This is a genomic window from Nocardia transvalensis NBRC 15921, from assembly GCF_000308875.1.
In the GTDB taxonomy this organism is placed as follows: domain Bacteria; phylum Actinomycetota; class Actinomycetes; order Mycobacteriales; family Mycobacteriaceae; genus Nocardia; species Nocardia transvalensis.
In genome coordinates this window covers 12,133-37,040 of the sequence record NZ_BAGL01000035.1, presented here as the reverse complement: position 1 = coordinate 37,040, position 24,908 = coordinate 12,133, and the positions used below count along the sequence as shown (strand labels likewise).

At 69.1% G+C, this 24,908-nt stretch carries 28 protein-coding genes and 1 pseudogene; 18 read left to right on the top strand and 11 right to left on the bottom strand.

All coding sequences use genetic code 11. The features are described 5' to 3' along the window. Positions 1-23: 23 nt before the first annotated feature. Positions 24-362 carry an MmcQ/YjbR family DNA-binding protein gene (locus ON41_RS11585; RefSeq protein ID WP_040747571.1) on the bottom strand — a complete coding sequence of 113 codons (339 nt, stop codon included), beginning with the start codon at positions 360-362 and terminating at the stop codon, positions 24-26. Positions 363-577: 215 nt separating this feature from the next. Here ON41_RS11585 and ON41_RS11580 point away from each other — a divergent pair, with 215 nt between their 5' ends. Continuing rightward, positions 578-1,315, top strand: coding sequence for a DUF6008 family protein (locus ON41_RS11580; RefSeq protein ID WP_051161258.1), 738 nt, complete (start codon positions 578-580; stop codon positions 1,313-1,315). Between the two features lie 11 nt (positions 1,316-1,326). Here ON41_RS11580 and ON41_RS11575 read toward each other — a convergent pair whose 3' ends face one another. Further along, entirely contained in the window at positions 1,327-1,959 is a 633-nt protein-coding gene (locus tag ON41_RS11575) for a TetR/AcrR family transcriptional regulator (protein ID WP_085995660.1), read from the bottom strand. Positions 1,960-2,102: 143 nt separating this feature from the next. On the opposite strand from ON41_RS11575, the gene ON41_RS11570 reads away from it, so the two are divergent. Next, entirely contained in the window at positions 2,103-3,248 is a 1,146-nt protein-coding gene (locus ON41_RS11570; RefSeq protein WP_051161251.1) for an FAD-dependent oxidoreductase, read from the top strand. 51 nt (positions 3,249-3,299) lie between these two features. On the opposite strand, the gene ON41_RS11565 is transcribed toward ON41_RS11570, so the two are convergent. After that, complete coding sequence (locus ON41_RS11565; protein ID WP_218003427.1) at positions 3,300-4,457, bottom strand: serine hydrolase domain-containing protein; 1,158 nt, start codon at positions 4,455-4,457, stop codon at positions 3,300-3,302. Between the two features lie 466 nt (positions 4,458-4,923). Here ON41_RS11565 and arfB point away from each other — a divergent pair, with 466 nt between their 5' ends. From arfB to ON41_RS11550, 3 genes are all read left to right on the top strand, one after another. Continuing rightward, positions 4,924-5,352 (top strand): alternative ribosome rescue aminoacyl-tRNA hydrolase ArfB, encoded by a 429-nt coding sequence (arfB, locus tag ON41_RS43740; RefSeq protein ID WP_040747617.1) that lies wholly within the window; start codon positions 4,924-4,926, stop codon positions 5,350-5,352. Positions 5,353-5,425: 73 nt separating this feature from the next. Beyond that, a complete protein-coding gene (locus ON41_RS11555) occupies positions 5,426-6,220 on the top strand; it encodes an alpha/beta hydrolase family protein (protein WP_040747569.1) in 795 nt (264 codons plus the stop codon). Between the two features lie 35 nt (positions 6,221-6,255). Beyond that, the gene (locus ON41_RS11550) at positions 6,256-6,495 is read left to right on the top strand and encodes a hypothetical protein (protein WP_040747568.1); all 240 of its coding nucleotides are present in this window, start codon (positions 6,256-6,258) and stop codon (positions 6,493-6,495) included. 8 nt (positions 6,496-6,503) lie between these two features. On the opposite strand, the gene ON41_RS11545 is transcribed toward ON41_RS11550, so the two are convergent. Next, the gene (locus tag ON41_RS11545) at positions 6,504-6,863 is read right to left on the bottom strand and encodes a MerR family transcriptional regulator (RefSeq protein WP_051161250.1); all 360 of its coding nucleotides are present in this window, start codon (positions 6,861-6,863) and stop codon (positions 6,504-6,506) included. Positions 6,864-7,011: 148 nt separating this feature from the next. On the opposite strand from ON41_RS11545, the gene ON41_RS11540 reads away from it, so the two are divergent. The 5 genes and pseudogenes from ON41_RS11540 (at position 7,012) to ON41_RS41490 (ending at position 9,030) form a co-directional block, all read left to right on the top strand. Then, positions 7,012-7,428, top strand: a complete 417-nt coding sequence (locus ON41_RS11540) for an Hsp20/alpha crystallin family protein (protein WP_083905286.1) — start codon at positions 7,012-7,014, stop codon at positions 7,426-7,428. A 29-nt stretch (positions 7,429-7,457) separates the two neighbouring features. Then, positions 7,458-7,781 (top strand): hypothetical protein, encoded by a 324-nt coding sequence (locus ON41_RS11535; RefSeq protein ID WP_040747566.1) that lies wholly within the window; start codon positions 7,458-7,460, stop codon positions 7,779-7,781. 337 nt (positions 7,782-8,118) lie between these two features. Next, on the top strand, positions 8,119-8,352 hold the full coding sequence (locus ON41_RS11530; protein ID WP_040747565.1) for an Rv3202a family protein: 234 nt from the start codon (positions 8,119-8,121) through the stop codon (positions 8,350-8,352). A gap of 58 nt (positions 8,353-8,410) precedes the next feature. Continuing rightward, positions 8,411-8,608 (top strand): annotated as a pseudogene (locus ON41_RS43590) (cold-shock protein); the annotation flags it as partial. 155 nt (positions 8,609-8,763) lie between these two features. Continuing rightward, entirely contained in the window at positions 8,764-9,030 is a 267-nt protein-coding gene (locus ON41_RS41490; RefSeq protein WP_157185432.1) for a hypothetical protein, read from the top strand. A gap of 107 nt (positions 9,031-9,137) precedes the next feature. Here the strand turns inward: ON41_RS41490 and ON41_RS11515 are convergent, their stop codons facing one another. Further along, entirely contained in the window at positions 9,138-10,001 is an 864-nt protein-coding gene (locus tag ON41_RS11515) for a helix-turn-helix transcriptional regulator (RefSeq protein WP_040747563.1), read from the bottom strand. A gap of 119 nt (positions 10,002-10,120) precedes the next feature. On the opposite strand from ON41_RS11515, the gene ON41_RS11510 reads away from it, so the two are divergent. From ON41_RS11510 to ON41_RS11490, 4 genes are all read left to right on the top strand, one after another. Continuing rightward, positions 10,121-10,870 carry an SDR family oxidoreductase gene (locus tag ON41_RS11510; RefSeq protein ID WP_040747562.1) on the top strand — a complete coding sequence of 250 codons (750 nt, stop codon included), beginning with the start codon at positions 10,121-10,123 and terminating at the stop codon, positions 10,868-10,870. Positions 10,871-10,873: 3 nt separating this feature from the next. Continuing rightward, positions 10,874-11,110, top strand: coding sequence for a tautomerase family protein (locus ON41_RS11505; RefSeq protein ID WP_040747561.1), 237 nt, complete (start codon positions 10,874-10,876; stop codon positions 11,108-11,110). Between the two features lie 739 nt (positions 11,111-11,849). Beyond that, positions 11,850-12,731: a helix-turn-helix domain-containing protein gene (locus ON41_RS11495; protein WP_040747559.1), complete on the top strand. Its 882-nt coding sequence runs from the start codon at positions 11,850-11,852 to the stop codon at positions 12,729-12,731. Further along, positions 12,721-12,933 (top strand): DUF397 domain-containing protein, encoded by a 213-nt coding sequence (locus tag ON41_RS11490; RefSeq protein WP_040747558.1) that lies wholly within the window; start codon positions 12,721-12,723, stop codon positions 12,931-12,933. The genes ON41_RS11495 and ON41_RS11490 overlap by 11 nt, the downstream gene beginning before the upstream one ends. 111 nt (positions 12,934-13,044) lie before the next feature. Here the strand turns inward: ON41_RS11490 and ON41_RS11485 are convergent, their stop codons facing one another. Further along, complete coding sequence (locus ON41_RS11485) at positions 13,045-13,812, bottom strand: SDR family oxidoreductase (protein ID WP_040747557.1); 768 nt, start codon at positions 13,810-13,812, stop codon at positions 13,045-13,047. 193 nt (positions 13,813-14,005) lie between these two features. Between ON41_RS11485 and ON41_RS11480 the strand changes: the two genes are divergently transcribed. Then, positions 14,006-15,370 carry a wax ester/triacylglycerol synthase domain-containing protein gene (locus ON41_RS11480; RefSeq protein ID WP_040747556.1) on the top strand — a complete coding sequence of 455 codons (1,365 nt, stop codon included), beginning with the start codon at positions 14,006-14,008 and terminating at the stop codon, positions 15,368-15,370. An 81-nt stretch (positions 15,371-15,451) separates the two neighbouring features. Further along, positions 15,452-16,738: an FAD-binding oxidoreductase gene (locus tag ON41_RS11475; RefSeq protein ID WP_040747555.1), complete on the top strand. Its 1,287-nt coding sequence runs from the start codon at positions 15,452-15,454 to the stop codon at positions 16,736-16,738. Between the two features lie 172 nt (positions 16,739-16,910). Here the strand turns inward: ON41_RS11475 and ON41_RS11470 are convergent, their stop codons facing one another. Both ON41_RS11470 and ctaC read right to left on the bottom strand, forming a co-directional pair. Further along, positions 16,911-17,327 (bottom strand): cytochrome c oxidase subunit 4, encoded by a 417-nt coding sequence (locus ON41_RS11470; RefSeq protein ID WP_040747554.1) that lies wholly within the window; start codon positions 17,325-17,327, stop codon positions 16,911-16,913. Positions 17,328-17,339: 12 nt separating this feature from the next. Beyond that, positions 17,340-18,338, bottom strand: a complete 999-nt coding sequence (ctaC, locus tag ON41_RS11465; RefSeq protein WP_083905280.1) for an aa3-type cytochrome oxidase subunit II — start codon at positions 18,336-18,338, stop codon at positions 17,340-17,342. A 446-nt stretch (positions 18,339-18,784) separates the two neighbouring features. On the opposite strand from ctaC, the gene asnB reads away from it, so the two are divergent. Together asnB and ON41_RS11455 are read left to right on the top strand one after the other, a co-directional pair. Then, entirely contained in the window at positions 18,785-20,710 is a 1,926-nt protein-coding gene (gene asnB, locus ON41_RS11460) for an asparagine synthase (glutamine-hydrolyzing) (RefSeq protein ID WP_040747553.1), read from the top strand. A gap of 53 nt (positions 20,711-20,763) precedes the next feature. Then, positions 20,764-21,033, top strand: a complete 270-nt coding sequence (locus ON41_RS11455) for a DUF2277 domain-containing protein (RefSeq protein ID WP_040747552.1) — start codon at positions 20,764-20,766, stop codon at positions 21,031-21,033. Positions 21,034-21,098: 65 nt separating this feature from the next. Here ON41_RS11455 and ON41_RS11450 read toward each other — a convergent pair whose 3' ends face one another. The 3 genes from ON41_RS11450 to ON41_RS11440 form a co-directional block, all read right to left on the bottom strand. Beyond that, positions 21,099-21,848, bottom strand: a complete 750-nt coding sequence (locus ON41_RS11450; protein ID WP_040747551.1) for an adenosylcobinamide-GDP ribazoletransferase — start codon at positions 21,846-21,848, stop codon at positions 21,099-21,101. A gap of 64 nt (positions 21,849-21,912) precedes the next feature. Then, a complete protein-coding gene (gene cobT, locus ON41_RS11445; protein WP_083905279.1) occupies positions 21,913-23,850 on the bottom strand; it encodes a nicotinate-nucleotide--dimethylbenzimidazole phosphoribosyltransferase in 1,938 nt (645 codons plus the stop codon). Positions 23,851-23,903: 53 nt separating this feature from the next. Next, on the bottom strand, positions 23,904-24,860 hold the full coding sequence (locus ON41_RS11440) for a helix-turn-helix domain-containing protein (protein ID WP_040747549.1): 957 nt from the start codon (positions 24,858-24,860) through the stop codon (positions 23,904-23,906). Between the last annotated feature and the right edge of the window lie 48 nt (positions 24,861-24,908).

Here is a 24,908-nt window from a genome sequence, read left to right as displayed (position 1 = left end):
CGCTTGACATCCGGAGTACGGAATCAGCCCGCGTCGTCGAGCAACTGCCGCGGCGCGGCCTGACGCCACGAGTCGGTGACGATGACCTCGAGTTCGTCGCGGTTGTCGAGGGCGGCCAGGCGCACCCGGACCCACGCGTTCCCGGCCTCGTGGGAGGCGATCCAGAACTTGTCCGGTTCGGCGAGCACCAGCTCGTCGCGGTCGGCGATCGGGCAGCGCACCGCCATCGAGGTCTCGTTCTCGGGCAGCGTGAGGTACAGCTTGCCCGCGACCCGGAAAGTCGGCATACCCCAGGTGAATTGCTCCGCCGTCGCCGGCAACGACAGGGCAAAGGCACGGACATCGTCCCCGCTGACACTCATGCCCGGAATCCTTCCAGGCGCTCCGCCGGGTGCCCAGCGCGGTTTTCGGACTTAGTCGACAGGACGTTGTCAGCGTGGCGTTTTGGGCGGATTGTGACATTTCTCAAGAGCCTCCGAAGCCGGAACGCGACGGGCGGCAAGCCACTAGCTTCGACGGCCAGGTCGAGCACTGTCCGCCACCGCCGCGGGTGGTGGCGGCCGAAGGGCGGTTGAACATGAAGCACGCAGCCGAAGCCGGCGGGTGGGAGATCGCCGGAGCGATCGCGATGGTCGTGTGGATGGTGGTGATGTGGGCGGGGGTCGCGGTACTGGCCGTCGGCCTGCGCAAACCCCTGCGACCCTGGGTTTTCCGGACGGGCCTGGCCGTCATCGGACTCGGTGTGCTCGCCCAGCTCGGGCACTTCCAGGAGCATGTCCTGCAGGTCGGCTATTGGGTCGGGCATCCCAACTCCCCGTCCTGGATGACCCCGTGGGGCACCGGCCTGGCGAACGGATTCGGTCAGGTCGACCACACCAAGCCCTCGCTCGGCATGGAGATCCTGCATCTGGTCGGCAACTTCCACTTCCTCGCCGGACTGGCCGGCGTCGCGCTGGTCACCCATCACGCGGTGCAGAGCCGGGCGCGCCACTGGGGTCGCATGGGCGTGGTGATGCAGGGCATCCACGGCCTCGAGCACATCGCGCTGACGGTGTCGGTGGCGCTGGGCGCCAAGGCGATCGGGCTGTCCACCTTCTTCGGTCAGCTCGATCCCGGGCCCGGGTTGTGGACCTACCGCGTCTGGTGGCATTTCGTCGCGAACGTGATCGGCACGACCATCTTCGCGATCGCGCTGTGGCAGCTGTGGCGGGAGCGGGCGACGATCGCCGCCCCGTACCGGGATCGGGCTCGAACGGTGGCCGCGAAAGCCGAGCCGGCCGAGCCTATCGAGGGTGCGCTACCCGCACTGCCCTGATCCGCACCGGCTCAGGCCGAGTCGAGCCCCAGGGACCTGGCCAGCACGGCCACCTGGTCGGCGAAATACTCGAGGAACTCGGGCGAGCGGGGATCCGCGCCGCAGACGCCCTCCACGACGTTCGGCAGCGTGGTGGGCGTCATGACCGCCCCCATCAGCATGACCAGCAGGCAGGCCGGGTCCAGTTCGGCCGGGAGCCCGCCCGCCTCCTGCACGGCGCGTAGTTCGGCGACGCTCTCACTCAGCATCCGACTGCGCGGCGCGTGGTCGGGATCGCTGTCGGGCCCCGTGTACTGCAATCCGCTCCAGGCGAGCAAGCGAGCGCCATCCGGATTGTGCACCGCCTCCATCGCGTAGCGGCGCAGTTGTTCGGGCAGGGGTGTGCCCGGCGGCGACAACTCCTTGTTCCGCTCCTGCCATTGCCGTGAAACGGCCTGGTACAGGCCCTCTTTGCCGTCGAAGTAGTACGAGATCAGCTGCACGTTGACCCCGGCCCGGGCGGCGATCGCGCTGATCCGCGCACCGGCGTACCCGTGCGCGCCGAACTCCGCCACGGCCGCGTCCAGGATCAGTGCGCGCGTGCGCTCCGGATCGCGCTGCCGCTCCTGCGGCTTGGGCGACCTGCGAGGTTTCGAATCCGGCACGCCCAGGATCATACATTCACCTGGCAGTTTCAACTGTCCATATGAGTTAATCAAACACTTACTTGACAGAGTTGTGCATCCGATTGATCATTGGACTGTGCCGAGGCGGGCAGCAGGCTCGCCGGACTGTGAAGGACATCGAAATGTCGCATACACCAAGGATTCTCATCGCGGGCGCGGGCATCGGCGGGCTGGCGCTCGCGCAGGCGCTGCGCCACGGCGGGCTGGACGTGGCCGTCTACGAGCAGGACCCCACGCCCCGGACCCGCAACCAGGGCTATCGCCTGCACATCGACGCGAACGGCAATGCCGCCCTGCGTGCCTGTCTGCCGCCGGAGGTGTTCGACCTGGTGCGCGAGACCAGCGGGGTCAACGACGACGTGCTGGGGATGTACACGCATCGGCTGGAGCAGGTGATGTCCCAGCACTTCCCCGATCTCACCGACGACGAGATCACCTGTGTGGACCGCAACACCTTCCGCCGGGGGTTGCTCGCCGGTCTCGACGACGTCGTCCGGTTCGGGCGGACGCTGGCCGGGTACCAGGTCACCGAATCCGGCCGGGTACGAGTGCATTTCGCCGAGGGCGGCGAGGACGAGGGCGATCTTCTGGTCGGGGCCGACGGCGTCGGCTCGGCGGTGCGGCGACAGTTGCTTCCGCACGCCACGGTGCGGGATCTGGGGATTCGCTGCATCTACGGCCGGATGGCGCTGACGCCCGAGACCGAGGCGCTGTATCCCGCGGCCATTCGGCGCGGGTTCAACTGGATCTCCGACGACACCGGATACGGCGCGGGATTCGCGCCCGTGCGCTTCCGCTCCCGGCCCGAGGGCGCGACCGACTACACGATGGTCACCCTGCTCGCGCGCCCGGAACGGCTGGGCCTGCCCGACGACGAACTGTTCACGCGGTCCCCCGAGGACCTGTGGAAACACACGGTCGCCGCCACCGCCGACTGGCATCCGGATCTGCGCGAGATCTTCACCCACGCCGACCCCGGCACGTTCTTCCCCATCGCCCTACGAGCGGGTCGGCGCATCCCCGCCTGGACCCCCGGCCCGGTCACTCTCCTCGGCGACGCCATCCACACCATGCCCCCGACCGGCGGCGTCGGCGCGAACACCGCCCTCCAGGACGCCGCGACCCTCGCCGACGAACTCCTCACCCGCGGCGAGAAGCCCTTGATCGACGCGATCGCCGCCTACGAAACCGTCATGCTCCCACGAGGTTTCGACACCATCGACGCCTCACTTCAGATGGCGGACCAACTATTCGGCACAGCCGACTGAACCACCTCGCCGACCCTGATCCGTCCGCACACCTCCAGCCGCGAGTACCACTCAGGCGAGTGCCGCGTAGGCGGCGGCCTGGAAATCCTTGTGCAGCTGCGGGGTTCGGGCCGAGTCGAACATCCGCTGGGTCAGGACGATGACGGTGAGGTCCCGTCCGGGGTCGGCGAGCCAGGAGGTGCCCCAGCCGCCGTCCCAGCCGTAGGCCCCGGAATCGGACACCGACAGGCCGAATCCCCAGGAGCCGTGCGCGAAGAAGTCGGGGACGAGACCGCCCTTCGCCCGCTGCTCGGGCGTCAGCTGCCCCGTGGTCATGGCGTGCACCGACGCGGCCGACAGAATCGGCGCGCCGCCGCGCAGCAGCATCCGGGAGAACGCCAGCATGTCGTCGGCCGTCGAGACGAGACCGGAGGCGCCGTCGCCGAATGCCGGTGCCGTGGACCAGGCGCCGTCGGGGGTGTCGGCGACGGCGAGACCCGCGGCGGCGGCGCGGTAGCCGGTGGCCAGGCGACCGGTGTCGCGTGCCCACATCGCGGTGTCGCGCATGCCGAGCGGCTCGAAGACCCGATGCCGCAACACCTCGCCGAAGGGTTCGCCGGCCGCCCGGGCGAGCAGGACGCCCAGGATCGACGCGCCCGTGCTGTAGAGCCACCGCTCGCCCGGCTGTGCCAGCAGCGGCAGGCGGCCCAGGGCGGCGATCCAGGTGTCGGGGTCGGGCTGTTCCTGCGGGGCGGGCGGGCCGAGGGTTGCCAGGTGTGCGGCGTTCTCGGCCGCCACGATCGGCCATGCGGCCGAGAGAGTGTCCCCCGGAGCGCCGAACCCGCATGTGAAGGTCAGCAGGTCACGGATCGTGATGGGCCTGACCGCGGGCACGGTGTCGTCGAGCGGGCCGTCCATGCGTCGCAGGACGCGACGGTCGCGCAGTTCGGGCAGCAACCGGTCGACCGGATCGTCGATACCGAACAGCCCGCTGTCGGCCGCGACGAGTGTGGCCGCGGCAGTGATCGGTTTGGCCATGGAGGCGATGCGGAATATCGAATCCCGTTGTACCGCAGGGCCGTCGATCGCCAGCACGCCCGCGGTCCGCACGTGGACCTCGTCGCCACAGGCGGCCACTGCGACGAGTCCCGGCACCTGGTCCGGGCCGACGGCACGTTCCGCGACGGCGTCGAACTCGCGCAATCCGTCCGTGCGCCACCGTGTCCGCACTGCCGGCTCCTGTCTTGTCGAACAGCCCGCGACGGCGGCGAACCCAGCGACCCCGGCTGCCCGCAAAACTCGGCGTCGGCCGTACGACGGCCGAGACGATTCCACCATGGCCTGCCCGACCTTTCTCCACCGGAACAACCGGCACGAGTATTTCCCGGACAGGCCTACCGTTCATCGGTACTCGATCGGTAAGCCGGTTACCGTCCACAGACGTCGGGGCCCCGGCCAAGGAAGGGGATCCCGGCCGGGACCGCGACGCATCAGCGGACGGGACGTGCTCAACACGCCCCTCACAGGTAGCTCATCAATAGAACCCACGTGCGCCGACAATTCTACGCTTCCGGCCTACGACAATGGGGTTCCGACTGTCTCAGGCACTATCGTGAACGACAAGGTCATCATTCAGTCGCGACTGGACCCGACGTGGTCCGGTCGACTCGCGGATCGGAAAGAGCGGCGTCGGATCATGGCGGAGGACCTGACCGTGACTGGGGTGCTGGTGATACCCGCGTCCGAGTTGCGCGAGCGGTTCTCGCGGTCGTCCGGGCCGGGAGGGCAGCACGTCAACACCACCGACAGCCGGGTGGAGCTGTCCTTCGACCTTGCCAACTCGCCCTCCGTGCCGGAGCGGCTGCGGACCCGGATGCTCGAGCGCCTGGCCACCCGCCTGGTCGACGGGGTGCTCACGATCGCCGCGTCGGAGCACCGCGCACAGCGGCAGAACCGCGCGGCCGCCCGCGAACGCCTGGCCTCGGTACTGCGTGACGCCGCTGCCGCCCCGCCACCTGTTCGCCGCGCCACCAAGCCGTCGCGCGGAGCACAGGAACGTCGCATCGCCGCGAAGAAGCGGCGCGGCGTCACCAAACGCAACCGCCGCGCCTCCCCCGACGACTAGGGAGTGCCTGCCCAGGCCGCGCTGGTTTCGTTTGTGGCGTAGCCCATTTCCGCGCGACCTCTACTGTGATGGCATGCATGCACCGATCACGGGCACCGCCGCCGGCGTGCCGTTCACCGCACTACCGCCGTCCCGCGACAGCGCCACCGCACTGATCATCACCTGGCACATGCTGGACGCCCCGAGGTCGGATGCCGCCTTCGCCGCCGCGTTGCCGATGAACGATCTACCGGCGTGGCGAGTGCATCTCGGTATGCCCCTGTGCGGGGCGCGCATGGTCGACGGCAGCACCGACGCCATCGTGGAGCTGGCCACCAAGGACCCGCTGATGCTGTATCTCCATCCGTTCGTCCAGCAGGCGGTCGAGGAATTCCCGGCAGCACTGGCATCGCTGCGCGACCGGTTGCCGGTCGACAACGGCCCGATCGGCGTGCTCGGCGGCTCCCTCGGCGGCGCGGTCGCGCTGCGGATTCTCGCCGACAGCGAGGTCCCGATCTTCGCCGGCGCCCTCGTGAACGCCGCCATCCGGATGCGGTCGGTCGTCGACCTGTTCGGCGACTACCCCTACGACGCCGAGTCCGAAAAGATCGCCGACGCACTGGATTTCATCCCCCGGGCCGAGACCATCGCCGAGCGCGCACCACTGCTGATCGTCAGCGGCGAAGACGACCACCCCGCACTCCGCGCCGACGCCCTACAGCTGGCGAACGCACTGGGCAACCGAGCCGACCTGCTGTCCATCCCCGGCCTGGCACACCCCCTCGCCGACGAGCCGGGCATCGACCCCGCACCCCAGTCCCCGAAGGCCCGAGAGGTCGACGCGGGCCTCACCGAATGGTTCCGCCGCCACCTCGCACCGACCACCTAGACAACATCCGCCGCCACGGCAGGTGCGGGGCACGCATGTACCCGCCCCGGAATCTGCTGCTTCCCGCCGCGGGGGCGGGGCTGCTGGCAGCTGCCGTCAACCAGATGCTGACCCACCTGGCGAACATGCCGCCGGTGTGGTCGGCGCCCATCACCGCGATCGCTCTCGGGTTCGTCGCCGCGGCCAGCTCCGAGTGGCTGCGCCTGCCCGTGTCGGCGCTGATGCTGGTCGGGCTGACCTTGTATCAGGGACTGGTCGAGGAACTCTTCCACTGATGCCGGGGTCATGACGAATCGTGGTGCCCGCGGAGCCGGTCGCGTTCGGCGGCCAAGGCGGCGTTGCTGTCGCGCAGGGCGGTGTTGGTGTCCTCGAGGTCGAGGATCCGTGCGATCGCGGCGAGGTTGATCCCCTGGCCGGTCAGGTCGGCGATGCGTGCCAGCCGCGCCAGGTCGTCGTCGCTGTAGCGGCGGGTACCTCCCGCGCTGCGGGCGGGGGTGACCAGGCCGTGCTGCTCGTACAAGCGCAGCGAGTGTGTGCCCATCCCGGCCAGCTCGGCGGCCACCGAGATCCCGTACACCGCCTGCCGGGGACCGGGCCGGTGATCGCCACCGGGACCGGGCAGGCGGTCGTGTCGATCCGGCATCCCTTCTCCTCTTTCTCGATGCCTTCAGATTACCTCAGCACGATGCTTGCACTCTTCTCGGTAGAGTGCTAAAACAAATCTAAGCCATATGACAGAGGTTATCTGAGTACACTTCGATCGAGAATGGAGTTGAGTGGAGGTGGCGACCATGCTGATGCGCACCGATCCGTTCCGGGATCTGGATCGCCTGACCCAGCAGGTGTTCGGCACGTCGGCCCGCCCGGCGGTGATGCCGATGGACGCCTGGCGCGAGGGAGACGAGTTCTTCGTCGAACTCGACCTGCCCGGCATCGACCCCGAATCCCTGGACCTGGACATCGAACGCAACGTGATCACCGTGAAGGCCACACGCCCGGACCTGGATCCGGACCGGTCGATGATCGCCGCGGAACGCACCCGCGGGGTGTTCTCCCGCCAGCTGTTCCTGGGCGAGAACCTCGACACCGACGCCATCCGCGCGGACTACCGCGACGGGGTGCTGCGCTTGGTGATCCCGGTGGCGGAGAAGGCCAAACCCCGCAAGATCGAGATCCTCCGCCACGACAAGCAGGCGATCAACGCCTGACCCGAGCTCACGTCACGGGAGGTCCTGTGATGGTGTGCACGACGATATGCGCGACCGGCCCCGCTTCGAGCGAGGCTGCCGAGACCCTGTCGGGGCTCGATGCCCGGCTGCTGGCGCTGGATCCCGATCTCGCGGAGCTGTTCGCCGAGGTCGACGAGATCCTGTGCCAGGCCCGCGACCGGTGGATTTCCGCACCGGCTCGCGGACACAGGCCACGACCGCACCGGCCGTGGCGCCGGCGGCCGGCACTGCGTCACGGACGTCGGCCCGGCCCGGTGCAGGCTCGGGGGCGCGGCCCGCCCGTCCTGGGCACGCCCGCCCGGCTCGATGCGCTCGACGACAAGTGGGAGTGAGGTGATGCCTGTCAGAAACACTGACGACAAACGCAAATCACACGAAACGTTCTCCTACACAACAGTTCTCGCGACCAGTGGTCGGCGACCCGGGTCCGGCGCCCGCAACTCGGCACCAGCGCATCGGGACACCCCTCGGTCCGGCGCGTGCACAGCCACCGCGAGTGGCACTCAGCGGGCGGGCCCGGTCCGCCGCCCCGCGCGGGAACACGACACCGCAGAAGTTCTGTCAGAGTCCTTCCGTCGACGGGTGAGCCCGGTCCGCGCACGTCCGGGCTCACCCGGCCCCCTTGCGACGCATCGACGCCCACGATGACCATCCGAGGAGGAGACAGCTGTGACCAGCACCTCGACCTTCGTCCCGGCCGGCAGCGATGTCGACCGCGCCGAACAGAGCATTCTCGTCCGTGACAGCGACCGCGACGCCGGACTGGACCCGGCCACCCTGGCGCCACCGGCCGAAACCGCGCGCCCCGCAATCGATCCCGCCGCACTCACCGACCGTATCGACCAAGCCTGGATCACCCCACTGGACTGCGATGACGACTACGACTACGACCACACCGACTGACCCCGCCGCCCGCCACGCGGAGACGACTCGATGCGACCCGCACACCCACGGCGCCGAACTGCCGCGCTGGCAACACGGCCGGGTCGCCTGGTTCGACGCCGAGAAGGGCTTCGGGTTCCTGACACCCGACATCGGGCCCGCGGTGTTCGTCGAGCACCGAGTGATCGAGGTTCCCGGGTACAGGACCCTCGTCGCCGGGCAGCCGGTGGTGTTCACCGCCACCGACACCCCTCGCGGCCCCGACGCCACCCGCGTGGTGCCCTACCTCCGCACGAGCACCTCGACCCCACCCCGGCCTTGCCAGGCCCGTGGGCAGACCGGCCGGAAACGGCGATATCGGCCCCGATGCCGCCAGCAGGCCGCCTGAACGAACACGACCCGCACGATCACTACGACCCCCACACAACCGTCATGACATCGACCCGCCCGCCCCGCAACGCCCCCGACCACGCTGTCCCCGGCGCGGCCACGCACCGGATAACCACGGCCGCAACCGATCCCGTCGGCATACAGGTGGTGCACCGGTCCCGCCGCCCGCGCCCCTGGTGGGACACGATCATGCCACCCGCCATGCCCACCGACCTGGCTACGCCGCGCTCCCCCGACCCCCGTCACCCCCGGGCTCGCGATCCCTACTCGCGCCGCGCCCGGGCGGCCATGAGCGCCACCCGCTGCTGACCAGGTCGTGCACACCGGTTCAGCCAGGTCCACCGCCAGGCGTGAACCACACGCGCACAACAGTTCTCGTCGTTCCCGGCCTCGTATCGCCCGGGGTCGTGAGCGTGTCAGCGGTCCGGCAGGTGTGAGCCGGTGGTCAGATCCTGGGTGCCGAGGACGGAGAGCAATTCGAGTTTCTCGACGGTCTCGGTGCCGGGGACAGGCGTGAACCACAGCAGGCGTTGGCGGCCGTCCTCGCTGAGCAGGTTGAGGCAGTTGACATCCAGAACACCGAGGGCGGGGTGGACGATGCGTTTGGTGTCGAGACGACGTACCTTCACGTCGCGCCGTTCCCAGAGTTCGGCGAATTCCGGGCTGCGCCGCAGCAGGTCGGTGACCATGGCGTCGACCTCGGTGTCGTGACCGCCTCGCCGGGCCGCGGCCGCGCGCAGGTCGGCGACGAAGTTCTGAGCATGTCGCGCGTGGTCCTGCGGCGGATAGATCGCGCGGGAGGCCGGGTCGGTGAACCACCGGTACACGAAACTCGCCCGCACTCCGGTGGTTTCCGGCATAGGGCCCAGAAGCGCGGCGGCGAGGGCGTTCTGCACCAGCACGACGTGCAGGTCCGTGATCACGCGTGCCGGGGTTCCGGTGACCCGGTCGAGCAGGTCCAGCATCCCCGGATGGACGTGCGCGGCACCGCTGCCGGGCGGCGGTACAGGACGTCCGGCCAAGTGATAGAGGTGGTTTCGCTCGTCGATCGGAAGCCGTAGCGCACGGGCGAGCGCGGCGACCATCTGCTCGGAGGGCTGCGCGCCGCGGCCGCGCTCCAACTCGATGTAGTAGTCGACCGACGCCCCTGCCAGGGTTGCCACTTCGTCGCGGCGCAGTCCGGGCACGCGCCGGCGCGGGCCGGAGGGCAGTCCGACCTCTTGCGGCCGGATCCGGTCGCGCCGCGATTTCAGGAAGGCTCCGAGTTCGACGAGATCCACCGTTCCAGTCTCCGCGTCGCACCGTGCCCTAGCCAGGGGGTGGCGTCCCCTGGGTGAACGGCCACTGGCTAACCATCGACGGCGGGCCGAGTGTGGTGACATCGAGAAGGGAGCACCACATGAATACTGCAGGCACCGCCGCGCCGCGGGTCGCGGTCGTCACCGGAGGATCGCGCGGGATCGGGAGGGCGGTCGTGGACCGTCTCGCCGCCGACGGGTACGCGGTAGTGGTCGGTTACACAGGCCGCAAAGACCTGGCCGAACAAGCCGTCGAGAGTATCGAGGCCGCAGGTGGCCAGGCGCTGGCCGCGCAGGCCGACGTCGCCGACGAGGAGGCCGTTGCCCGGCTGTTCGACGAGGCGGAGGCCCGTTTCGGCGGCGTCGACGCGGTGATCAACTCGGCAGGCAGGATGTCACTGTCGACCGTCGCCGACCTCGATCTGACGGACCTCGACGAATTGCATCGCACCAATATCCGCGGCACGTTCGTGGTGGCGCAGCAGGCGGCGCGGCGGCTGCGGGCCGGTGGCGCATTGATTCTGTTCTCCACCTCGGTCCTCGGCACCGCGTTTCCGACCTACGGGGCCTACGCGGCGAGCAAAGGCGCAGTCGAGGCACTGCCGCTGATCCTGGCCCGCGAACTGCGCGGACGGGATGTGACCGTCAATGCCGTCGCCCCCGGGCCGACCGCCACCGACATGTTCTTGGACGGCAAGGACGAGGAACTGATCGCCCGGCTGGCCGCGCAGTCGCCACTCGAACGGCTCGGCACGCCGGCCGAAATCGCGGAGGTCGTCGCTTTCCTCGCCGGCCCGCCCGGCCACTGGGTCAACGGGCAAGTGCTGCGCGCCAACGGCGGGATGGTCTGACAGATGCCGTTCGCGAATTTCAAAGTCCCCTCCGGCACCCTCAGCCCGGAACAGAAGGCGACGATCATCCATCGCACCACCGAACTGTACGTGGAAATCTACGGCGAGCGCGCCCGCGGCGGAACGATGGTGCTGGTCGAGGAGGTCACCGACGGCGGCTGGGGAATCGGCGACCACGTACTGACCCTTGCGGAGTTGCGGGACGACGACGCATCCGGTTCGCCGGACGACCACGGATAACGCCCGGACGAATTGTCTCCAGGACTCCCAGCGACGGCTTGTTCCAGGTGTACGACTCACGGAGAAGCCATGACGCCGAACGAGACGCGGATCAGGGAGTTCCTGGAGAGCCGTACCGACGCACAGCGGTCCAAGGACATCGATCGCCTCATATCCTTCTACGCACCCGACATCGTCTCCTGGTGGTTCCGTACGAAGAGTGTCGCCACCGCGACGCCGAGGGCCGCGTGCTCGCACCACCCGATGCGGCGCAATTCCTCCAGTAGCCCGGTCATCGTCTCTCCCTTGTCGAGTATTTCTGTGCTGCAATGACGCTCGCGCGGTGGGCGCTACCGCCTTTGCGGGCGATATGGACGCTTGCTTTAATTTTGGCGGCCCTCCGTGTCTCGCAATGGGTCGCTGTATGTCGAGTCGTTCGCTGTCGAAAACCTGTCGAACATGTAGTCTGGTCCCGACGAATTCGTCTGTACTACTTGTACATTGAGCATCGTTCCGAGCCTTCGGTCGATGGTGGCGTTTGGGGGCGGGTCGTCCCGGCAGATTTCCGTCGTTGGGCGGGGGAATATGTGCCGAGGGCGTGACTCGTGCGTGGTGGGAATAGAACACACCAATCAGCAGCGATCGGGGAAGACGAAACGGGAAACCGTTCAGATCCGGTGAAAAGCCCAGCACGAGTGCTGAAATTCGAGCCGAAGTCTTCCCGAATCCGGAACGCTCGACAATCCGAAGGGACGAATCCATGGGGGACAGCAGCATTACACGCCGTCAGCTCGGACGGATGCTTCGCGAAGCGCGCGAGGCGATCGGACTGACGCTGGACAGTGCTTCCCGGCTCCTGGATTGGAGCAAGAGCACGCTACAGCGATACGAGAAGGGACAGAATCAGAAGATCCGGGATCGCGACCTGGACGCGATGATCGATATCTATCGGATCGATCCGGACCATGCGGAGGCGCTGCGCGGCCTGGCCAAGCAGGCGGCGGAGAAATCGTGGTGGCACGAGTTCGGTGATCTCATACCGGCGAACTTCAGTGTGTTCATGGGGTTGGAGTCGGCGGCCGAGAGGTTGACGACCTATCAGCCGGATCTTGTTCCGGGACTGCTTCAAACGGCAAGTTACGCACGGGTTCTGGCTCGGCTCGCAAGCCCGGGTGACACAGACGAAGAGTGCGAACGGCGTATAGAGATGAAGATGCGACGGCAGCACCTGATCACGCGCAGGATCAAGCCGACGCAGCTTACGGTGATACTCGGCGAGACGGTGCTACACCGCGTGATCGGTAGCGGTTCGATCATGACAGCACAGCTGAAGCATTTGGCCGACATCGGAACACGGCCCAATGTCAGCGTCCGGATCCTGCCGTTCGCTTCGGGCATGCCGACGGGCGAACTGATCGGAACCTTCGTGATCTTGGAATTCCCCGAGGACAGCCGCGGAGAACCGATCGAGCCCACGATCGTGTACGCCGAGAACTACACCGGGGATATGTACTCGGAGAAGATGGGCGTCGTGCGGCGGTATTCGGAGGGGTACGAACGCATCCAGCGGGTAGCGTTGGACGAGGTCTGCAGCAGGACGCTGTTGCGCAAGGTGGCAAGGGAGTACCAGCGTGAACGTTGATCTATCCGGGGCCCGATGGTTCAAGAGCAGCCGCAGCGGCGGAACCAAGGACTGTGTCGAAGTCGCGTTCCTCGATCAGGGCCTGGTCGGTGTCCGGGATTCCAAGAACCCGTCCGGCCCGGCACTGATCTTCACCCCGGGTGAGTGGGATGCCTTCGCGGCGGGAGTGCGGGGCGGCACCTTCACCGCGCCCGGCGAGTAGTTCCAGCGCACAACCCGGCAACGCGGGCACCGAACGGCTTCGTACCGAACACGATTCGGCACGAAGCCGTTCGCCGCCCGCACCAGTGTGCTCAGCCTGGTAGGCGGCGGCTCAGCCGCGCAGGCGGTAGGCGGCTCCTGGGTCGCCCGCGACATACTCCGCCCACGTCTGTTTCCCCTCGGCATGGTCCGGGCAGGTGTTGTACCCCGACCGGTACCCGTGAGCGACCTTGCCCGGCAACGGGATTCGGACGGTGCGCTTCGGTCCCCCGCGCCGGGCCCGCCACACCTCGGCCATCTCGGCCAGCGTCAGGACCTCCGGGCCGCCGAAATCCGGGGCGCGGCCGAGAGATTCGCCTTCGACCAGATCCGCGATCCGGACGGCCGCCTCCCCGGTCGCCAGCGGCTGGAAGCGGAAGTCCAGGGGCAGCGGGGCCAGGGGCAGGCGTTCGACGCCGCCGAGCAGCGCGCCGAGCAGGTCGTGGAACTGGGTGGCGCGCAGGATGGTGTGCGGCACAGCACTTTCGGTGACGATCTCCTCGCAGGCGAGTTTGTTGCGGTAGGTCGGGAACGGGATGCGATCGATCCCCACGATCGACACGTACAGCAGATGCCGCACCCCGCCGGCCACCGCGACGAGATTGCGCGTCTGTTCGGGATCCGGCTTGCCGAGCCGCCGGGTGTCGGAGGCGGCGTGCACGACCAGTTCGGCGCCCTCCACGGCCGCGCGCACCCCCTCCCCCGTCGCGAGATCCCCGACGTGCGTCCCCACGCCCTCCCGCCGCGACAGCACCCGCACGTCGTGTCCGCGCACCCGCAGCCGCTCCACGATGTGCTTGCCGAGTACGCCACTGCCTCCGGTCACCAGAACCGTGCTCATGCCCCCATAACTACCACTACGAGCGCCCCGGCGGGGCATCCGGAGGGTCCACTACGAGCGCCCGGCGGGGCATCCGGAGGGTCCACTACGAGCGCCCCGATGGGGCATCCGGAGGGTCCACTACGAGCGCCCCGACGAGGCACTCGGCAGCGTTATAGAGTGCAGCAAACCCGAGATCGACGAGAGCGGTGGCATGCACGATTCACAGCTCGCGGCCAACGACGCGTGCTTCTATTACCTGGCCCGCTCCGGGCGCAGCACCGACTGGACGATGTGGTGGGTGTTCGACGGCGCGGCAGGTACCCCTCCGACGGCCGCCGATCTCGTCGCCTACCTGGAGGAACGGGCGGAGGCGCTGCAACCGCTACGCCGCCGCGTCCGTGATGTGCCGGGCGGATTCGGTCATCCGTTCTGGGTCGTCGACGACAGCCCGCTCGACAGCCACCTCACCGTCCACGCCGAACATCTGGACTGGGCCGGCTTGCTCGAGCGGATGGGCGACATTCTGGCGCATCCACTGGACGCCCGGATCAACGCCTGGCAACTGCACGTCTTCGCGGATGTCTCGGATTCCGAGTCGCATCCGGTCGTCGTGGTGATGATCCACGTCAGCCACGCGCTCATGGCCGGACCGGCCATGACGGCACTGTCGGAGACACTGTTCGGACCGGCCGCACAGCCGTTGCGCATCGACGGGCTCGGTCCCGCCACACCGCGGCCGCCGGTCGCCACGACCGCGATCCGAGGCGTCCTGTCCACACCGTGGCGGCTGCTGCGCTTCTGGTCGGGGCTGCGCGCGGAGAACCGGCGCATCGCGCGCACCGGCGACGACGGCGGCCCCAGCCTGACGCCGCGCACCGCGACCCCGTTCAACCGCCGGATCGGCCCGGGGCGCGCGGTGCGGACGTTCACCATCGATCTGCCGAGCGTGCGGACGCCGGGGATCACCGTCACGGCCACCGGCCTGACGGCTATCTCGCAGGCACTACAGCGCTACCTGGACAAACGGGGCGACGGATGCCCGGAGGACCTCGCGGCCTTCGTGACCATCGCGGTCCCCGACGTGCCGGTCATGGGCGTCAATCAGGTGGGCGCGGACGTCGTCGACCTGCACCCGGGCCAGGACGATCCGGCGCGGCGCGCGCTCGCGGTCGACGCCACCCTGCGTCTGCGCCGCGGATCGGCGACCAGCGAGCGCGAACTCAACCGGCTGCACCTGGTCGATCGCCTGCCCAGCCGCGTCTACCGCACGGCGTACGGGACGCTGCGTCCCCCCGAGACCGCGCTACCGGCCGTCGCGCACACCATCCTGACGAGCATCCGGTGCGAACCGACCGTTGAATGGACGTTGCTGGACAGGCCGTTTCGGTCCGCCGCGATGCTGCCGCCGGTGTATCCGGACATCGCGCTGGCACACTCCTTCGTGGGTGTCGGAGACAGCTTCACCGTCTCGGTCGCCGCCGACCCGGAGATCGTCCCGGATCTCGACGATTACCTCGACATGCTGCGGGAATCGCTGGAGCAGTCGGCCACCACGCCGGGCGGGACCGCGGTCTGACGATCGCGTGTCCCGCAGGCGGATTCGCGGCCGGCAACCGGGGGGAGACGAACCGGCAAGACTGTGGTTAGCTGTGTGGCCATGAGGACGCTGGCCGATCTGCCGGAGGAATACCTGCCCCGCGACACCGCGGATGTCGTTCGCTCAGTTCGCGATTCACGACCGCAACCGCTGACCGTGCGAGGTGGCGAACCGGGCGGCGACCACGGCGCCGATTACGAGGACGAACTGGCCCCGCCCGACCGCCGGGTGGTGCTGTCGCTGCGGCGGATGAACCGCGTCCAGGCCGTCGACGCCGACGCGCGGCTGGTGCGGGTGCAGGCCGGCGCCCGGCTGTCCGATATCGACCGCACCCTCGCCGCGCACGGACTGGGGCTGCCGGTGGTGGGCGACCATCGCGAGATCACCGCCGGCGGTTTCGCGGCCGTGGGCGGTCTCAGTGCCGCCTCGCATCGCTACGGGATGTTCAGCGACAATGTCGTCTCGCTCGAATACGTCGATCCGGAGGGCAGATTCGGCACCTGCGGGCGCGCCCATCACGCCGACCGGTTCCGGCGCGTCCTCGGCGGGGCCGGGCGCACCGGCATCATCACCGCGCTCACGCTGGAGGCCGTGGAGGTCGACAAGGACCACACCTGGCTGACCTCCGACCCGCACCGATTCCTCGACTTCGATACGTTCGTCGAGCATTCCGTGGCCGAGATCGAGCGGCCCGGTGACGCCATCCTCCAGGTGGGCCGCTGGGTCGACACCGCGCCGCTGCGGGTCTCGCGGCCGGTCGGCACCGGGCACGTGCAGCTGGGCACCGTGCGGTTCGGGCAGTGGTCGAGCCTGCACCCCACCACGGCTACCCCGTCGCTGCGGGCCCGCCGCGAGCTGGGATCCCGGGCACGAAAGTCGCTGGGCGCCATCGCGTCCGCCGCGCGCGGCCCGGCCGGTATGCCGGTGCGCAACGCCGCCGCCGGCGCGCTCATGTTCGCGCCGAAGGTGCTGACCCTGCGCGATGCGGAGTACCTCGCGGATACGGTCATCACCTCCGCCGAGCGCGGGCCCGCGTACCGGGTGTCGGTGTTCGCGCCGCTGTCCACCTACCCCGCGGTGTTCCATCGCCTGCACGACCTGTTCACCGGCCACCGCGAGCGCAACGGCCTGTTCACCGTCATCTCCGCCATGACCTACGGCGTCCGCTCCCCCTACCTCCACGACCTCTCCGGCGAGGACCACGGTTTCCTGGCCTTCACCTGCCGCGTACGCCCCACCGACACCTACACGGGCAAGTCCGGCACCCCGGGGGCCCTCCGAGACATCGACGCGGCGATCGACGACATCTGCCGCTCCGAGAACGCCCGGCGGTATACGACCGACTGACGCACGCTTGTTCCCGGCCAAAAGCGTGCCGGGAACAGTGGGTAAGCGGGCGCGCCAGAAGAGTGGGCTCACATCTCCCCGCGCTTAAGCTCATTTTCCCGGCATGCTTTTGGCCGGGAACAACAACAGCGCCCCGGCCGTATCGACCGGGGCGCTGCGTTGAGCTGAATGCCTAGTGCTTCTCGGGCCCGAGGTGGTACTCGAAGACCAGACCGCCGACGGCGATCAGGATGCAGACCACGCCGATGCCGATCAGCCACAGCTGGAAGAACGCGAAGCCCAGCGCGGTGATCGAGGCGGCCCCGGCGATCAGGATGGGCCAGAAGCTGCCGGGCGAGAAGAAGCCCAGATCGCCCGCGCCGTCCACGATCTCGGCGTCCTCGTAGTCCTCCGGGCGCAGGTCCAGGCGGCGGGCGACGAAGCGGAAGTAGGTGCCGACGATCAGGGTCAGGCCCGCGGTCAGCACGATCGCGGTGGTGCCGGCCCATTCGACGCCCGTGCGCGACGCTCCGGTGAAGTAGGCGTAGACAACAGCCACGATGATGAAGAACACCGTGAGCAGCTCGAAGATGCGTGCTTCGACCTTCATGTCAGTTCGTCCTCACTTGCTCTCGGCCTGGGTGCCCTCGCGCGCGGTGCGATCGGTGTCGAACGGATGCGTCGACACCGCCACCGGCGACTCCCCGATACTCACCAGCGCGTCGGCGTTCGTCGCGCCCTTCTCCCGCGCCTGCAGGTAGCGCTCGAACTTCTCCGGGGAAACCGCCCGGACCTCGAAGTTCATCATCGAATGGAAGGTACCGCACATCTCGGCGCAGCGGCCGACGAAGGCGCCCTCCTTCTCGATCTTCGTGATCTGGAAGGTGTTGTCGGAGTGGTTCTCCTTCGGGTTGGGCATCACGTCCCGCTTGAAGAGGAACTCCGGCACCCAGAAGGAGTGGATGACGTCGGCGGCCGCGAGCTGGAACTCGACCGTCTTACCGGTCGGCAGCACCAGGACCGGGATCTCCTTGCTGGAGCCGATCGTCTCGACCTTGTCGTAGTGCAGGTAGGAGATGTCGTTGGCGGGCAGGCCGTTGTTCGGACCCGGCTGCGGGTGGCCGTCGACCTTGCGCTCCTTGTACTCCTCGACGATCTCCTGGTTGAGCGCGTGACGCTCCTGGTCGACGCCGTTGTAGACCTGGCCGTTGCCCTGGACCACCTTCTGGTAGCCGAACTTCCAGTTCCACTGGAACGCGGTCACGTCGACCACCACGTCCGGGTTGTCGACCTTCTCGTGCACGTAGTTCTGCACGACGACGGTGAAGTAGAACAGCACCGCGATGATCGCGAACGGGATCACCGTGTAGGTCAGCTCCAGCGGCACGTTGTAGCCGGTCTGGCGCGGGAACTCCGGGGAGGTCGCCTTCTTGCGGTGGAAGGCCACGGTCCAGAAGGTCAGGCCCCACACCAGCACACCCATCGCCAGGGCGGCGATGACCGACCACGTCCACAGCTCCCGCATCCGGGTCGCCTGCGGGGTCACACCCGTCGGCCAGCCGAACCGAAGCACGGGATTGTCGATCGAGCAGCCCGAGACGAGCAGCACGGTGATCCCCATGGACACCGCCAGCCCGGCCCGCCGAAGGATGCGGCCCCGCCCGGACCGGGCGGGTCGTGCCCCTATCGCTTCGCTCGCCTTGTGCGCCACGCTCAACGCCTTCCTGGTCGTCTCTCCGACTCGCCGCCGCCCGACTGTGCCGGACAGCGCCTATTCAGCACGTTCGGTCCGCCCGTGAGCGGACCGGCACAACGCACGGTCCGGCCCGGGAGTTCCCGAGTACTACGCAGCGTAGACCAAACCGGGTACCGCGTTGTGCCCGGGTCGCATTCGACACACCGGCAAGAAGCACACGACCTCCGGTTTAGATATTCGGACCCCACTTTCCCGGCACGCTTTTGGCCGGGATCCTCCCCAGCACGCCCCGCCCCCGTACGGCATACTCGACACCTGGGTTCCGCTATCCTTCCCGCACCCCCGATCCCGGAAACGAGGTTCTCGACGCAGTGTGTGGACTGCTCGGATTTCTGTCAGCTGATGTGGCGACCGACGGCGTCGTGCAACAGGTCTACGACGCGTTGCAGTGCGGCCGCCATCGCGGGCCCGACGAGCGCGGCACCTGGCACGACGAGCACATCATCCTGGGCTTCAACCGGCTGTCGATCATCGATATCGAGCACTCGCACCAGCCGCTGCGCTGGGGGCCGCCGGAGAGCCCGGAGCGGTACGCGCTGGCGTTCAACGGCGAGATCTACAACTACCTGGAGCTGCGCGAGCAGCTGCGCACCGAGCACGACGCGCAGTTCCGCACCGAGGGCGACGGCGAGGCCATCGTCGCGGCGTACCACTACTGGGGCGCCGACGCGGTCGCGCGGCTGCGCGGCATGTTCGCGTTCGCGATCTGGGACACCGAGACCCAGGACCTGGTGATCGCCCGCGACCGGTTCGGCATCAAGCCGCTGTTCCTGGCCACCGGCCCGAACGGCACCGCCTACGCGAGCGAGAAGAAGAGCCTGCTGGAACTGCTTCCGGCGCTGGGCCTGTCGGACGAACTCGATCCGCGAGCGCTCGAGCACTACACGGTGTTGCAGTACGTGCCGGAGCCGGAGTCGCTGCACAAGAACGTCCGGCGGCTGGAGTCCGGCTGCTACGCCACGCTGAAACCCGGTGCGGCGCCGGCGGTGACGCGGTACTTCGAGCCGACGTTCCGGGTGCGGCCGTTCGCCGCGGGCGACGACGAGCGGCGCTACCGCGAGATCGCGGAGGTGATGGAGGATTCCGTCGCCAAGCACATGCGCGCCGATGTCACCGTGGGCTCGTTCCTGTCCGGCGGCATCGACTCGACGGCCGTTGCCGCGCTGGCGATCCGGCACAATCCGAACCTGCTGACCTTCACCTCCGCTTTCGAGCGGGAGGGGTACTCGGAGGCCGATGTCGCCGCCGAGACCGCCGAGGCCATCGGCGCCAAGCACTACATCCGCACGGTGAGCCCGGAGGATTTCGCGGGCGCGATTCCCGAGATCGTCTGGTACCTGGACGATCCCGTGGCGGATCCCGCGCTGGTGCCGCTGTACTTCGTGGCCAAGGAGGCGCGCAAGCACGTCAAGGTGGTGCTGTCCGGCGAGGGCGCGGACGAGCTGTTCGGCGGCTACACCATCTATCGGGAGCCGTTGTCGCTCAAGCCTTTCGAGTATCTGCCGCAGGGTGTGCGGCGACTGGCCGGCACGCTGTCGGACCGGATTCCGGAGGGGACGCGGGGTAAGAGCCTGCTGCATCGCGGCTCGCTGACGCTGGAGGAGCGTTACTACGGCAACGCGCGCAGCTTCAACGACGCCCAGCTGCGGTCGGTGCTGCGCGATTTCCGGCCGGAGTGGACCCATCAGGACGTCACCGCGCCGATCTACGCGCGCTCGCGCGGCTGGGATCCGGTGGCGCGGATGCAGCATCTGGACCTGTTCACGTGGCTGCGCGGCGACATCCTGGTCAAGGCCGACAAGATGACCATGGCGAATTCGCTCGAGCTGCGGGTGCCGTTCCTGGATCCCGAGGTGTTCCGGGTCGCCGAGCAGATCCCCTTCGAGCAGAAGATCACCAAGGAGACCACCAAGTACGCGCTGCGCCGGGCGCTGGAGACGATCGTCCCGCCGCATGTGCTGCATCGGCCCAAACTGGGCTTCCCGGTGCCGCTGCGGCACTGGCTGCGCGGTCCCGAACTGCACGATTGGGCGGCTCAGCAGATCGCCGATTCGCAGACCGATCACCTGCTGGACAAGGCGGCGGTCAAGGCGATGCTGGAGGCGCATCGGACCGGCGCCTCCGACCACAGCCGCCGGTTGTGGACGCTGCTGGTGTTCATGATCTGGCACGGCATCTTCGTCGAGGAGCGCATCAAGCCGGAGATCCAAGAGCCGACGTACCCGGTGCGCCTGTAGCGGCCTGTCCGAGGTCGGGCCACCGTGTCCGACCTCGGCGCTACGCTCGGGTCATGTGCAGAAATATCACCGCGCTGCGCGGCCTGGAACCCGAGGCGACGCCCGAGGAGATCCACGCCGCCGCGTTGCAGTACGTCCGCAAGGTCGGCGGCCTGTCCGCCGTCTCCGCCTCGAACCGCTCGGCGGTAGAGGCCGCGGTCGCCGATATCGCGGCCGCCACCACCCGCCTCCTGGCCGACCTCCCCGACCGCAAGGTCCCGCCGAAGACCGTCCCGCCCCTGCGCCGCCCCGAGGTCCGCGCCCGCATCGAGGCCCGCGGCTGAGGCGCCCACCGGGGCGGCCCTCCTGATATCGTGAGCGGTCGTCGCTGGCTGACGGAGTGACCCACCTAGGGCTGGCAGGTTGTCACGACAGCGGTGATCGCGACCGCGAGTTCCAGTGCCGCGCCGAGGGTGTCGCCGTTCAGGCCGTCGAAGCGGCGGAGGCAGTGGCGGACGAGGAGCCAAGCGAGGGCCAAGGCGACGGCGACGGCAGCCGTGCCCAAGCCGAGGTAGGCGGGTACCGCGAAGAAGCCTGCGGCCAGGGCCAGGATGGACCAGAGGGCGACGGTGACGGGTGATTGAGTTCCGGCGACCAAGGCACCGAAGCCTGCCCCGGGAGCTGCGGTGCGGCCGATTCGGCAGGCCGCGACGACCGCTATCCGGCCGACGGTGACGGCCAGGGCGATGGCGAACCAGCGGCCTTGTTCGGCGAGGGCCGCGAAGGCCAGGGCTTGGATGCCGATGGCGAATATGAGCGCCGCGACGCCGAACGGTCCGGCCCCACCACTCTTCATGATCTCGCGGGCCCGCTCGGGTGGGCCATAGCTGCCCAGGCCGTCGAAGGTATCGGCCAGGCCGTCCAGATGCATGCCCCGCGTCACCAGCGCCAGCGCACCTACCGTGAGAAACCCGGCCAGCGCGAAACTCGTTCCGGCCGTGCCGAATACCCACATCAGCCCCGCCGCGCCCGCACCGAGCAGCACCCCGACCAGCGGGGCCATGGCGATAGCTCGCGCCGCCACGGCCCGATCCACCGTCTCCGGCCCCCGCACCGGCAACACCGTCAACCACGACAGCGCCAGCCGCACCCCGTTCACGCGCCCACGCTTCGGCGCGGGCGCGGAGCTGTCGGCTCGCGTAAGGCGGAGGGCATCCCGGGAGTCAGGAGGTGACTTCGCTGGGCACCGTCTCGGCGGCGGTGGTTACCCCGGCCTCGCCGAAGGTCGCCATGTCGGTGAGGGCGGCGACGGCGGCGCGGAGGACGGGGAGGGCGGTGAGAGCGCCTGAGCCCTCGCCGAGGCGCATGTCGAGGTCCACGAGGGGTTCGAGGTCGAGGCGGGTGAGGGCGGCGGTGTGGGCGGGTTCGGTGGAGCGGTGGCCCGCGAGCCACCAGGCCTTGGCGCCGGGGGCCAGCATGTCGGCGAGGACGGCGGCGGCGGTGACGACCACGCCGTCCAGGAGGACCGGGGTGCGGCGGGCCGCGGCCTGGGCGAGGTAGCCCGCGGCCGCCGCCAGGTCCGCGCCGCCGGCGACGCGTAGCAGTGCGACGGCATCGTGGCGGTGCGGGCGGGCGCGCCACATGGCGTCGCGGACGGCGGCGGCCTTGCGCATCCATCCCGCGTCGTCGACGCCGGTGCCGCGGCCGACGGCCAGCACCGGCTCGGTGTCGGTCAGCGTGGCGATGAGAACCGTTGCGGGCGTGGTGTTCCCGATGCCCATATCGCCGGCGATCAGCAGGTCCGCTCCCCCGTCGATCTCCTCGTCGGCGATCGCCTTGCCCGCCCGCAGGGCCGCCGCGACCTCGTCCTCGGTCAGCGCGTCCTCGCGGTCGATACTCCCGCTGGAGCGCCGCACCTTGTGCCCCGAGACGGCCGGATCGGTATCGCCGTCGACGGCGATGTCCACCACGCGCACGCTCGCGTCCGCCAGCCGCGCCAGCGCGTTCACCGCCGCGCCACCGGCCAGGAAGTTGGCGACCATCTGCGCGGTCACCTCGCTCGGATAGGCCGAGACCCCGTGCCGCGCGACGCCGTGATCCCCGGCGAAGACGACGACCCGCGCCCGCTCGAACTGCCGCGGCGGGCAGACGCCCTGGCACGCGGCGACCCAGTTCCCCAGCGTCTCCAGCCGCCCCAGCGCACCCGCCGGTTTGGTCAACTCCAGCTGCCGCGCCTCCGCCTGCGCTCGAACCTCGGCATCAGGCGCCCGCAGGTCCCCGAATTTCGGTATGCCGCCGGTGAATTCGACGGCGGAGGCCCACGTCGCGGCCGCGGACTCGCCGTCCACCGGCGTGGAGTCGGTGGAACTAGTCGACTCCGCGGTGGATGCAGGACCGGCCGCCGCGAGACCCGATGCGGCGGTGAGGCTTTCCCGCGAGGGTGTCGCCGTATCCGTGGACCGTGCCGAAGCATCGGTCACCGCCGCAGCGCCGGTCGTTGCCACGGCCCCGGCCGCAACCCCGGCCGCCGTCGTGGCCGAAGTCGTTGTCGCGGCCCCAGACGTGTCTCCGGTTGCTGCCGTAGCTCCGAGCGCCCCTGCGGACCCGGCCGCGACGCCGGGCTTGATACAAGTCGGCAGCCCGGCGACCACGAGGTACACCTCGTCGCAGACCGCGGCCAGGCGCTGGTTCAGGTCGCCGATCTCGTCCTGGAAGAGGCGGCCGGAGCGGGTGGCGGGGAGGACGCCGAGGCCGACCTCCGGGCTCACGATGATCAGGCGATGCTGGTAACCGGTGACCGCGGCGACGAGGTCGTCGGCATCGGGCCGGACGGTGCCGCGGGGCAGTTCCCAGGCGGCGCGCGCGTCGATGCGGGCGGTCAGCCAGGTGCCGAGATCGTCGACGAGCGTCACCGGGGCGGGTTCCGCGAGTACGGCGACCGGATCACCCTCGACGACATTCCATACGCCCGGACGCCGGACGCGATGCGCCGCAATGCGTTCGGCGAAATCGGCATCGTCCGGGTCGGGCGTGGCGGTCGCGACGTACCGCACCGCCCCGGCCCGTCCGGCCAGCTCCTCGGCAAACGCCGACTTTCCCGACCGGGCTCCGCCGAGTATCAGAGTGCGCACCGCACGCCCGCTCGCAGCATCGTTCACCACGCCAGAACGGTACCAACCACGGTCCGTCCCCGGACGACCTGCACACCCGCCGGTCAGGTCCCGAAGCGGCGGCGGTACTCCGTCGGCGCGATGCCGACCAGTCGCTGGAAGTGGTGGCGCAGGAGGGCGCCGGAACCGAAACCGGAACGGCCCGCGATGGTTTCCAGGTCCAGGGTGGTGTCCTCGAGCAGCTGTTTCGCGAGCAGGACGCGCTGGTTGGTGAGCCATTTCACCGGGGTGGTGCCGGTCTCGGCGACGAAGCGGCGGGCGAAGGTGCGCGTCGACATGGCCGAGCGCGCCGCCAGGTCCTCGACGGTGTGGGCGGCGTCGAGGTGCTCGCTCATCCACGCCAGTGTGTCGCTGAGGCTGTCGGAGGTGTACTCCGGAACGGGCCGCTCGATGAACTGGCGCTGGCCGCCGTCGCGCTGCGGCGGCACCACCATCCGCCGGGCGATCTTGTTGGCGACGGCGCTGCCCATCTCGCGCCGCACCAGATGCAGGCAGGCGTCGATTCCGGCGGCGGTGCCCGCACTGGTGATCAGATTGCCCTCGTCGACGAACAGCACGTCCGGGTCGACGGTCGCCGACGGATACTGCTCGGCGAGCCGCCCCACATACCGCCAGTGCGTTGTGCACTTGCGGCCGTCGAGCAGCCCGGCCGCACCGGCCAGGAACGCGCCCGAGCAGACCGTGAGCACCGTGGCCCCGGCCTCGACGGCCGCGCGCACGGCCCGCACCACCCGCGCGTCGTAGACGTAGTCCGCGGCCACCGGGAATGCCGGGACGGCCACCAGATCGGCATCGAGCAGATCGTCCAGACCGTACTGCGGGGTGAGGGTGATGCCCGGCGTACTGGACGCGAGCGGTTTACCGGGTTCCGCGCCACAAACCCGGAAGTCGAAGGCGGGCAGCCCGTCGTCGCGGCGATCCAGCCCGAAAACCTCGCAGACGACGCCGAATTCGAACATCGCGACGTTCTCGCTCAGGACCGCGGCGACCTTGGACAGCATGCGGACAGTCTACGTGGCAGAATTTTTACGAACAATGTCCAAACTGCC